Source organism: Synechococcus sp. H55.9 (genome assembly GCF_047462355.1).
Taxonomy (GTDB): Bacteria; Cyanobacteriota; Cyanobacteriia; order Thermostichales; family Thermostichaceae; genus Thermostichus.
This window is the reverse complement of record NZ_JANSJB010000074.1, coordinates 3044-13490: the sequence shown is the minus strand read 5'-3', so window position 1 is coordinate 13490 and position 10447 is coordinate 3044. Positions and strand designations below refer to the sequence as shown.

The following is a 10447-nucleotide window of genomic DNA, read 5'->3' as shown; positions in this document are numbered from 1 at the left end:
CTGCTGTCTTTAAGTACAAGAAAGTTTTAGAATACTACCAAAGTCTCGCCGGCGAGTACTTTATCGATGAGTGAGTTCTCCGATCTCGGCAAGCTGGTTAACTTACCCCTTGAGAGCATCATGCCTGCCGAGGGGTTTTCTGCTCCCTCTTTCCTGGTTACTGCAGCAGCCGCTCGGTTAAGGGCAACAGGAGGGCGCAACTGGGTGCCGCTGCTAGTGGTTGAGGCTGGCGACTACCAGTACAAGGCCATTGGCAACCATTTTGTCTATGCAGTTGCTCAAGAAGCAGGGCTGGAGAGGCTCTGGTGTATTATTGTTGACCCAGCTCCGGAGCAGGTGGAGCAGGCCCAAGTTCTCGCCAGAGAAAGGGTTCCGAAGGTCAATCTGACGGAGGCTTCTAGGGAAACTATCTTGGCTGCGCTGAGATACCTGGCTGAGCAGCCCGGCACCCCCCTCAAGGGAGTTGATCTAACCATTGCAGCCGCGCGAATTGCAGAGGCAGATAGGAGCTGGTGGCAGAACTTAACTCCCATAACCAAGCTAGGATGCAGAATTACGCGAGGCAAAAAATTAGATGCCCTAAAAGAAGTTTTTTTTCTAACTCCTACAGCGCCGCCTCCCAGTAAGCAGAAATCGTCCAAAAAATCCACAGCATCTGCCAGTGCCAAGAAAACAAGCTCAACTCGCTCGCGGAAAAAGACAGAGGGAGAGAGGGGCTAGGGATAGCGCTCCGCGTCGCCGGCGCGTTCGCGGCAGCGTTGCGTAGCAACAACGGCGCGACAAAAAACCTTTCATTGCTATTTGAATTGAATTAAATAACTATAACTCTCAAACCCATTTCATCTTCATTCAGCCTTCATTCAGCAAAGGGTTCAATTCTGCGGCTAGGATGCGGATAGCTCGCTCCTGGCAAAGACAAACCACTCAACCTGCAGGTACTCGACAAAGGGTTGAGCCACTCACTTCCGTGTGGAAAGGTTCCCCTTCCTGGGGAAAATCTTCCCGAAAATGGGCCCCTCGGCTTTCCTCTCGCAGCAGCGCCCCCTGTGCCACCAGGCGAGCGAGCAAAAGTAGACTGCCGGCCTCCGCCTCTTCCCGGCTGGCCCAGGGCTTCTCCTCTAGGGGCAGGGCTTCTGCAAAAGCCAGAAAAGCTCGCAGCCGCTCGCCCTCCCGCACCACGCCCAGGGCTTCTCCCACTTGCGGCTTGAGCTTGGGGAGAAGAGAGGGTGGCGCAGTGAGCACAGGTAGTGCCTGGGGCTGCCGAGGGGGGCCGTGTAAATCTTGCAAGGCGGCCAGAGCGGCCCGCTTGCCCATGACCAGCCCTTCCAAAAGGCTGTTGGAAGCTAGGCGATTGGCCCCATGCAAGCCCGTGGAAGCCACCTCCCCCGCTGCATAGAGGCCCGGCAAGCTGGTGAAGCCGCCAGCGTCGGTGCGTACCCCACCCATCACGTAGTGAGCCGCAGGAGCGACTGGGAGAAGATCTGTTGTGGGATCCAGCCCCAAGGCGCGGGCAGAGGCGACGATGCTGGGAAAGCGTTCCCCCAAATGCTCAATGCTGCGCAGGTCGAGGTAGACCGCCCCCGTCCGCTGCCGCTCCCAGAAAACAGCCTGGGCCACCACATCCCGCGGCGCCAGCTCGCCCAGCTCCGCATAGCGAGGCATAAAGCGCTCCCCCCAGGCGTTGAGCAGAACCGCTCCTACCCCTCTGGCGGCCTCGCTCACCAGTGCCCCATTGGGCAAGGCCGTAGGGTGAAATTGCACAAACTCCAGATCCCTCAAGATGGCTCCGGCGCGCCAGGCCAGCACCATTCCATCGCCGCTGGCCCCCGGTGGAGCCGTGGAGATGGGAAAGAGGCTGCCAAATCCTCCCGTAGCCAGGAGAACCGCCCCGGCCTTCACCTGTACCGGCCCTTCAGGGCCGAGAAGCAGGGCTCCCGCCACTCTGTCTCCCGCCAGCAAAAGGCTGAGAGCCGTGTAGCCCTGCAAAGGCGGCCTGCTGAGACGGCCCAACAGGCCTCTGAGCAGCCACAGCCCGCTGCGATCCCCCCCCAGGTGACGCACCCGTGCCCGCGAGTGGCCTCCTTCTCGCACCGGCTCGGGATGGAAAGGCAGTCCCCAAGACAAAAGTTTCTCCAGGTGAAAGGGCGCTTCCTGCAAGATGGAGCGGGCCACCTTTGCTTCCACCAGGCCGCGGCCTGCCTGCAGGGTGTCCTGGAGATGGGCCGCCACATCCGTCGCGTCCAGAGGAAAAGCCACCCCCCCCTGCGCCCAAGGCGTAGAGCCAGAGGGCAAGGGATCCTTGCTCACCACCAGGGTTCTTGCTCCCTCAGCTTCCGCCCACAGGGCTGCGTACACTCCCGCCACCCCGGCTCCCAGGATCAGCAGATCCGTTTCCCATCGCGATAGCGCTGCAGTTCCCGACAGACCCTCTTGCAAGGGCGGCACGTAGTCCTTGCGCCTCACCTCTAGGCCCCGGCAGGGATCGCCAGCATGGCCAGGATGGACTGGCGGGCCTTCGCAGCCACCGCCTCCGGCACCCGGATCACGGGGCGCATCTCCAGCAGGGAGCGGCGGATCTTCTCCAGGGTGATCTTCTTCATGTACTCGCAGACGGCATCCGCCTTCACAGGGATGAACGTCTTGTCGGGGGCTTCCTTCTTCAGGCGGTGGAGAATGCCCACCTCGGTGGCGACCACGAACTCCCGGCAGGGCGAACTCTTGGCATGGCGCACCATGCCCTCGGTGGAAAGGAGCTTGGCATCGGGTTTGAGAAACAGACAACTGGAGCCACAACTGCATTCGGGGTGAATGAGGAACTCTGCCCCAGGATGCTCTTCCACCATCGCCTTGAGGTGCTCTTCCCGAATGCCGACATGCACGTGGCACTCGCCGGGAAACAAATCCAACTCCCTGCCTGTCACCTGCGCCACGTGGGCCCCCAGGAACATATCTGGCACAAAAAAGATGGGGCGATCCGGGGGCAGGCTGGCCACCACTTGAACCGCGTTGGCGCTGGTTACGCAGACATCGGCCAGGGCCTTGATCGCGGCGGCAGTGTTGACATAAGCAACCACCAGGCCTTCTGGGTTGGCCTCTTTCCAGCGCAGCACATCTTCGGGGCAGATGCTATCGGCCAAGGAGCAGCCCGCCTCCAGATCCGGCAGCAGCACCGTTTTTTCCGGGTTGAGGATGGCCGCCGTCTCAGCCATAAAGTGGACGCCGGCAAAGACGATGACCTGGGCGTTGGTCTTCTGCGCCTCGCGAGCCAGTCCCAAGGAGTCTCCCACAAAGTCCGCCACCTCCTGCACTTCGGGGAGCTGATAGGAATGAGCAAGAATAACCGCCTGTCTCTCCTGTTTGAGCTGAGCAATTTCCCGGACGGTCGCAGCAGCGTTGCCTCGCAACAGGGTTTCTCCTTCCATTACTTCCTAACGGTTTTGTTCCTCTGTGAGCTGGAGCGGAGCACTTTTTGGGCAGAGCATAGCTCCCGCAGGTGGTCAACTCCGCTTTGGAGAAGCATCTGAGCCGGCAAGAGAAGCCTTTCGTAACAGCGGGACGGAGCCGAGCCCAGGTTGTCTTCTCAAGCTAGCATCAAAAGCAGTGCCCCGCGAGAGCGTGTCTCAGGGCGGCACCACCAGCAAAGAGAGATCCAAGGCCTTGGCGGAGTGGGTGAGCGCCCCGACGCTGACGTAGTTCACGCCTGCCTCGGCAACTTGCCGGGCCCGTTCCAGGTTCATGTTGCCGCTGGCCTCCAGAGGAACCTTGCCGCCCACCCGTTGGACGGCGGCCCGAGTTGCTTCCAGGGTGAAGTTATCCAGGAGGATGAGATCGGCGCCTGCCGCCAACGCCTCTTCCAGTTCTTGGAGATCCCGCACCTCGACCTCCACCTTGAGGTGGTGGGGAGCGCCTTCCTTGGCCCGCTTGACGGCTGTCAAAACCCCCCCCGCGCCGCGGTCGCAACAGAGTTGCGTAGCAATGATGTGGTTCTCTTTGATCAAGATGCCGTCGAAGAGGCCAAAGCGGTGGTTTTTGCCGCCCCCTACTCGTACTGCATACTTCTCCAGGGCGCGTAGGCCAGGGGTGGTCTTACGGGTGTCCAGAAGCTGGGTTGAGGTTCCTCGGAGAGCTTCTACATAGGAGCGGGTGAGCGTGGCAATGCCGGACAGCCTTTGGAGAAGGTTGAGCGCCAGCCTCTCCCCCGCCAGAATCCCCCGCAGGGATCCCTTGAGATGAGCTACCTCTTGGCCAGCAGCTACTGCGGCCCCCTCTTCCACCCAAGGGGTGAACTCTACCTGGGGATCTGCCAGCCGGAAGACTTTTTGGGCAATCTCCAGGCCCGCCAGGATCCCCGGCTCCTTGGCCAAAATCACCGCCTCGCCCTTCAGTCCTGGGGGCAGGGTCAGCTCTGTGGTGAGATCGCCGTGACCCAGATCTTCCCGCAGCCAAGCGCGAAGGATCTCCTCAGGCAAGTCAACTTTGTCCATTGTTTTAGCTGGTGGGGGTAGAGCTGGTTGTATGAGACGGCTTTGCCAGGATCTGATACAACTTTTGCCCTAGGGGGTGTTTTGCGGCGTTTCCTCTGCCGGGCTGGGCGCCGTATCCGGCTCTTGGGCGAGGGCAGAGTCCTCAAGGCTGGGAGCGGTTTCTTGCTCCTTAAGAGGAAGCTGGGCGGCAACAGGCTCTGGGGCAGAAGGGGAGGGCGCAGTCGGGATCGCGGCTTCTTCTTCGGGAGCAACCGCAGGTGGCTGGGCAGCTTCTTTTTCTTTTTGCTGTTCGTAGCGCCGGCGTTTGTTGCCCTCGTCCACCAGCACGTACACCAGACTGAGGAGAGAGAGCCCCGCCGTTCCGACTAAAACCCAAAGTAAATTGTTGTCTATGGTCATGGGTGAGCTCCGTCAAACGCTGCTGCCGGTGGAGGAACATTGCTCCTTAAGGCTCGATCTTACCGTTGAAGCTGCTCTGCCTAGCTGAAAGATCCGGAAAGATGGAATTCATGAGTTGTGTGCCTCATGCGTTATCTCAAGTTCTACAAGCCCTACGGTGTGCTCACCCAATTTACCGACCAAGAGGGGCGGCCTACGCTCAAGTCTTTTATCCCGGTGCCCAGGGTCTATCCGGTGGGTCGATTGGATCGCGACAGCGAAGGGCTGCTCCTGCTGACCGATGATGGCATCCTCAATGCCCGCTTGATCGATCCCAAGTTCGGCCACGAGCGCACCTACTGGGTTCAGGTGGAAGGGATCCCCACCCCCCAGGCCCTACAACAGTTGCAACAGGGGCTGATCATCCAAGGGCGAAAAACGCGCCCGGCCCAGGTTAAAGTCTTGGCCGAGGAACCCAACCTGCCGCCACGGGATCCCCCCATTCGCTTTCGCCGCTCCATCCCCACCACCTGGCTGGAACTGACGCTGCGGGAGGGTCGCAATCGACAGGTGCGCCGCATGACTGCCGCTGTTGGGATCCCAACTTTGCGGCTGGTTCGCGTTGGACTGGGGCCGCTCTCTCTGACGGGGCTTGCTCCCGGCCAGTGGCAGGATCTCAGCGAGGCAGAACTGGCTCAGTTACAGCAATACTGTTTCTAATCACCAAGCAGTTGTTGTTTTTATCAAGTTGTCTTTATCAAAAAGTTGGGTCTAAAACTCCAGGCTTTTCTTGGTTTTGGATGTATGGTCATTTCCAACCGGATTAAGACACTTCGCCGCCAATCCAACTCCTCTCCCGGCCCTCTCTCCCAAGGGGCGAGGGGGAGAAGACTCAGAACCCTCTCCCTCTGGGAGAGGGCAGGGTGAGGGATCAACGAGGGATCAATTTGTAGTCCATTTAGCACAAGGTCAGTTACCCAATAGCGATGTTGCCCTCACCCCCGGCCCCTCTCCCTCTGGGAGAGGGGAGTTAGAGCGGCGCGTAGCAATGTAGAGAAACGTTTCGTTGCTATTTGAAATGACTATAATTTGAGATCATGAAAGCTTGATAAAAGCACAGTCTCTACTCTACAAACCAATAGAGGCGAAACTCAGCCGACCTACTGAACAGACGGATCCATTTGGCTGGGGAAAAGACCCGGCTAGCATCGAAGCCACCCCTCTGCTGCGCTTATGGACTTGCCGAAAACTCTGCTTGGGGAGATCCCTCTCTACCACCATGAGTCCGTTCTGACTGAAGAGGTGGTGGCCTATCTGCAACCAAGGAGTTCGTCCCGCGAACGGCAGGGCGGCACCTTTTTGGACGTGACGGTGGGAGGGGGTGGACACAGCTTGGTGCTGCTACAAAGAGGAGCAGAGCGAGTGGTGGGGCTGGATCGGGATCCGGCAGCTCTGCGGGCGGCCCAGGCGCGTTTGGCCGCAGCAGGGATCCCCGACAGTTGCCTCCGACTCTGGCACCTCAACTTTGCCGATTTCGATCTGCAGCAGCACGGCTTTCGGGATGAGCAAGGGCAGGGGATCCCCTTCGATGGCATCGTGGCCGACCTGGGGGTGAGTTCGCCACAACTGGACTCTCCTGAGCGAGGATTTAGCTTTCGCCGGGAGGGGCCGCTGGATATGCGCATGGATCCCGGTGCTGATCTGGAAACCGCTGCCGATTGGGTCAATCATCGCCCGGTGGAAGACTTGATCGACATTTTCACCCGCTATGGCGAAGAGCGATTTGCCCGCCGCATCGCCCACCGCATCGAACAGTCGCGCCCCCTTTTCACCACCACCCAACTGGCCCAGGTGGTTTGCCAGGCGGTACCCCCGGCAGCGCGGCGAGGCCGTATCCACCCGGCCACCCGGATCTTTCAGGCGTTGCGCATTGCCGTAAACCGAGAACTCGAGGCTTTGGAAACCTTGCTGGCTCAGGCTCCCACTTGGTTAAAACCCGGCGGCAGGTTGGCCGTGATCAGCTTCCACAGCCTGGAAGATCGCCTGGTGAAATGGGCCTTTCGCACAGATCCCCGCTGGCAGGTGCTCACTCCCAAACCCGTGTGCCCTTCCGAGCTGGAACAGCAACGCAATCCGCGTGCCCGTTCTGCCAAACTGCGAGTGGCTGCCCGCCGAGCGGCGCCGTGATTGCCCTCCACCTCGCCTGGAGGTTTGATTTAGCACCCTGCGTCTCATCGTGGAAAGCTGCTGCAGATCGGATAGAGTGGGTCGGAAAAGGACTCCGTCCCGCTGGCGCGAACGGCAGCGACCCATTGCTAGCGTTGTGACGTTGGCACTTGGTGTGTGTGAGGTTTGAACTCTATGATCAGCCAGCCTTTGAACACAGGCCGTGGCCGCCGCCCTTTTCCACTGCAGAGCAAAACCGCGACCTTGCCTGCCCGCCGCCACCCAAGGACGGTTGCCCACGCCAGCAAAGTCAGTCGCCCCCAGCCCTTAAAATCGGCTCATCCCCACAGTCGGGATCCCGTCTGGAAAAAACATCTGGTCAGGTGGCAACAGATCTCCACAGGCATGGCCATTGTCTCGGGGTTGGCGGTGCTGGGCCTCTACAGTTGGACTGTGCATACCCAAAGCCAATGGAGCCAGCGTTACCAGGTGTGGCAGCAGATGCAGCGCAACGAACGGCAGTTTCTGCTGGCTCAAGAATCCATCGCCAATGCTCTGCGGGAAGTTGCCGACCGCTCCGACATGGTGCCGCTGGTGCCGGAGCGGATGATCGAGGTGCCTTTCGCCTCCCCTGGCCCAGTTGAACCCCATCCAGGCCACCAGGCCGCGCTCCGCGCCGCTAGCCCGACCGAAAAAGCCCCGCCCTTTTATCCGGTTGGGTACTAGTCCAACGGATCCAATCGATAGCGGCTGAGCCAGTGATCCAAATGCACTTCCTCCTCATCCAGCAGTTGGGCGTTGATCAACCCCCGTTTAAAAGCAAGGCGGATGGCGCGGGCCCGCAGGCTGAAGGTGGTTCCCCACTCGTCGCTCTCGATTTGGTCGTTGCTCACTTCTAACTTGTCGTAGAGGTTGCGCAGGCGGTTGGTGACCCCTCGGCGGGACAAAAAGCGCCGTGCGGCAATGGCCTGGTCGGTGAGGCCGAGGGCAATGTCCACCAACACCTCATACTCCGCATCGCTGAGACCCGTAATTTTGTTTTGTGAACGGGAATCGACCCCGCGCACTTCCCGATCGATCACGCATTGCTCGTCCTGCACCACCGCTTGGATGGCGCTGACCAATTTTTCATCGGTGCAATTTTTCAAAAGGTAACCATAGACGGTTTGCGGGGGCACAATCTTGTGCAGCTCCCGCACATAGACTTCATCGGCAAAATGCGACCAAAAAATGATGCGTGTGCTGGGGCACTCTGACCACACCTGGCGGGCCACCTCGATCCCGGTCATCTCGGGCATGCGAATATCCATCAACACAAAGCTGGGGTGGTGCTGACGGTAGAGATCCAGCGCCTCTCTGCCGTTCGAGGCTGTGTACACCGGGCCAAATTCAGGCAAATGTTGCGTCAGTAGGCTGTGTACATGCTGACGGTAAAGAACGTCATCTTCAGCAAGGAGGGTACTCACAGGTCTTTGTCAGAGCTACCGGATGTTTTCTGTCTGTTCATCTCCTAACCCACACCTACGCGGGAAGACAAGGTTCTCTTGAGCAGTACCCAAGGGATCCTGTTACCGGCTGTGGTCGGGTGCTAGCGCTGGTCTAGGCTGTTTCTGGGGCAGAGGCCAAAAACGCCTCGATTTCAGGGCGCCGGGGCAAGCTGGGTTGGGCTCCCGCGCGGGTTACGGCCAAAGCAGCGGCGGCATTGGCAAAGCGCAAGGCTTCCCTCAGGGATCCCCCGGCAGCCAGACAAGCGGCCAACGCCCCACAAAAACCATCTCCGGCAGCAGTGGTATCCACCACCTCTACGGGATGGGCCGGCCAATGGCCCCTTTCTTCCCCATCGGCCCAAACGAACCCTGCCCCTCCCAAGGTGAGGATGACGGTTGGGATCCCCTGCTTCTGCAATTCTTGAGCCACCTTTTGAGCTTGTTCCGGCGTTTCCACAGGAGACTGGGCAAGGTCGGCGGCTTCGATTTCGTTGAGCACCAGGTAGCGAACCTGGCGCAACAGGGATCCCGGCAAGGGTGCGATGGGCGCAGGATTGAGCAAAATGGGGATCCCCTGGGCAAAGGCTTGTTCTGCTGCAGCCTGCACGGTGGGCAGAGGAATTTCCAGTTGCAGCAGAAGCAGAGCCACCGGGGTAAAGGGAGGCAAATGCGCTGGCAAATAGCGACCATTGGCGCCAGGGCTGACCACGATCCGGTTTTGCCCGCTTGCATCCACGGTGATGAGAGCCACGCCGCTGGGCCCTTCCAACTGCCTCAGGTGACGGGTATCGACGCCGTTTTGCTCCAGGTTCTCTCTCAGCAGGCGGCCAAACCCATCCGATCCCACCGCCCCCCACATCTCCACTTGGGCTCCTGCTCGTGCCGCTGCCACCGCCTGATTGGCCCCCTTGCCGCCAGGGTAGGTGGCGTAGTCGGATCCCAGCACCGTTTCGCCAGGGCCGGGATGGCGGGGCACCTGCACCACCAAATCCATGTTCAAACTACCCACCACTCGGATTGGGCCTGCCATCGGGTTTGGGGGAGAATCCTGTCGGCAAAGCAGAAGTCTTTGACTCTTGGGCAGCTATTGTATCAGCCGCCGGTTTGGCCGGGGATCCCGTTAACAATACCCCACCACGTGGCAAAGGCCATCGGGAGGGATCTGAAGGTTGACGATCCCGACTATCCTGGTAGGCGTTGACCAAGGGGGCAGGCTGATGTTGCTGACAACCACAGATGTGCTGCAAGGTGTGGAGATCGAGCGCTACCTGGGCATCGTCACCGCCGAGGTGGTCTACGGCAGCAATGCCTTGCGAGATTTCTTTGCCGGCATCCGCGATATTATTGGCGGGCGCACGGGAGCCTACGAGCGCGTCTTCGAGCAAGGCCAAAAAGAAGCCATAGAAGAGCTGGAGCGGCGAGCCAAACGCCTGGGGGCAGATGGCGTCATCGGCATCGCCATCAACACCGACACCATCAACATCGATCAAACCGGCGTGCTGCTGCTCATCACCGCCACCGGCACTGCCATTAAGCTCCGCTGAAGTTCTGGGGGTATGGTCGTTTCAAATAAGATTTAAGACACTTTGCCACCAGCCCCTCTCTCTGAGGGATGACCCTCACCCCCAGCCCCTCTCCCAAGGGGCGAGGGGGAGAAGACTCAGAACCCTCTCCCTCTGGGAGAGGGCAGGGTGAGGGATCAATTTGTAGTCCATTTAGCACAAGGTCAGTTACCCAATAGCGATGTTGCCCTCACCCCCAGCCCCTCTCCCTCAGGGATGACCCTCACCCCCGACCCCTCTCCCTCAGGGAGAGGGGAGTTAGAGCGTTGTGTAGCAATAACGACTTAGAGAAACGTTTTGTTTGTAGGTGTGGCCGGCAATGCAGCTCTGATGAGAGTTTCCTGTCGCTTCAATAGAAGGGTGTCCTCAG

Annotated in this window: 11 protein-coding genes; 5 read left to right on the top strand and 6 right to left on the bottom strand. The window is 59.7% G+C overall.

What is annotated here, in order from left to right; translation table 11 throughout:
• Nucleotides 1–66 precede the first annotated feature (66 nt).
• Entirely contained in the window at nt 67–720 is a 654-nt protein-coding gene (locus NW857_RS09855) for a Rho termination factor (protein ID WP_414337275.1), read from the top strand.
• A gap of 204 nt (nt 721–924) precedes the next feature.
• Here the strand turns inward: NW857_RS09855 and NW857_RS09850 are convergent, their stop codons facing one another.
• The 4 genes from NW857_RS09850 to NW857_RS09835 all read right to left on the bottom strand — a co-directional run bounded on the left by NW857_RS09850 (nt 925) and on the right by NW857_RS09835 (nt 4883).
• Nucleotides 925–2463: an L-aspartate oxidase gene (locus NW857_RS09850; RefSeq protein ID WP_414368826.1), complete on the bottom strand. Its 1539-nt coding sequence runs from the start codon at nt 2461–2463 to the stop codon at nt 925–927.
• Between the two features lie 2 nt (nt 2464–2465).
• On the bottom strand, nt 2466–3422 hold the full coding sequence (gene nadA, locus NW857_RS09845; protein WP_414335604.1) for a quinolinate synthase NadA: 957 nt from the start codon (nt 3420–3422) through the stop codon (nt 2466–2468).
• 198 nt (nt 3423–3620) lie between these two features.
• Complete coding sequence (gene nadC / locus NW857_RS09840; protein WP_414368824.1) at nt 3621–4484, bottom strand: carboxylating nicotinate-nucleotide diphosphorylase; 864 nt, start codon at nt 4482–4484, stop codon at nt 3621–3623.
• Between the two features lie 69 nt (nt 4485–4553).
• Nucleotides 4554–4883 carry a hypothetical protein gene (locus NW857_RS09835; RefSeq protein WP_414335607.1) on the bottom strand — a complete coding sequence of 110 codons (330 nt, stop codon included), beginning with the start codon at nt 4881–4883 and terminating at the stop codon, nt 4554–4556.
• A gap of 126 nt (nt 4884–5009) precedes the next feature.
• On the opposite strand from NW857_RS09835, the gene NW857_RS09830 reads away from it, so the two are divergent.
• The 3 genes from NW857_RS09830 (at nt 5010) to NW857_RS09820 (ending at nt 7754) form a co-directional block, all read left to right on the top strand.
• Nucleotides 5010–5582, top strand: coding sequence for a pseudouridine synthase (locus NW857_RS09830; RefSeq protein ID WP_414335608.1), 573 nt, complete (start codon nt 5010–5012; stop codon nt 5580–5582).
• A gap of 513 nt (nt 5583–6095) precedes the next feature.
• Nucleotides 6096–7049: a 16S rRNA (cytosine(1402)-N(4))-methyltransferase RsmH gene (gene rsmH / locus NW857_RS09825; protein WP_414336010.1), complete on the top strand. Its 954-nt coding sequence runs from the start codon at nt 6096–6098 to the stop codon at nt 7047–7049.
• A 174-nt stretch (nt 7050–7223) separates the two neighbouring features.
• Nucleotides 7224–7754: a hypothetical protein gene (locus tag NW857_RS09820; protein WP_414336012.1), complete on the top strand. Its 531-nt coding sequence runs from the start codon at nt 7224–7226 to the stop codon at nt 7752–7754.
• On the opposite strand, the gene NW857_RS09815 is transcribed toward NW857_RS09820, so the two are convergent.
• Complete coding sequence (locus NW857_RS09815) at nt 7751–8494, bottom strand: response regulator (RefSeq protein WP_414336014.1); 744 nt, start codon at nt 8492–8494, stop codon at nt 7751–7753. The two genes, NW857_RS09820 and NW857_RS09815, sit on opposite strands and share 4 nt — an antisense overlap.
• A gap of 133 nt (nt 8495–8627) precedes the next feature.
• Nucleotides 8628–9545 (bottom strand): ribokinase, encoded by a 918-nt coding sequence (gene rbsK / locus NW857_RS09810; protein WP_414336016.1) that lies wholly within the window; start codon nt 9543–9545, stop codon nt 8628–8630.
• A 187-nt stretch (nt 9546–9732) separates the two neighbouring features.
• Between rbsK and NW857_RS09805 the strand changes: the two genes are divergently transcribed.
• Nucleotides 9733–10059 (top strand): YbjQ family protein, encoded by a 327-nt coding sequence (locus NW857_RS09805; protein WP_414368823.1) that lies wholly within the window; start codon nt 9733–9735, stop codon nt 10057–10059.
• Nucleotides 10060–10447 lie beyond the last annotated feature (388 nt).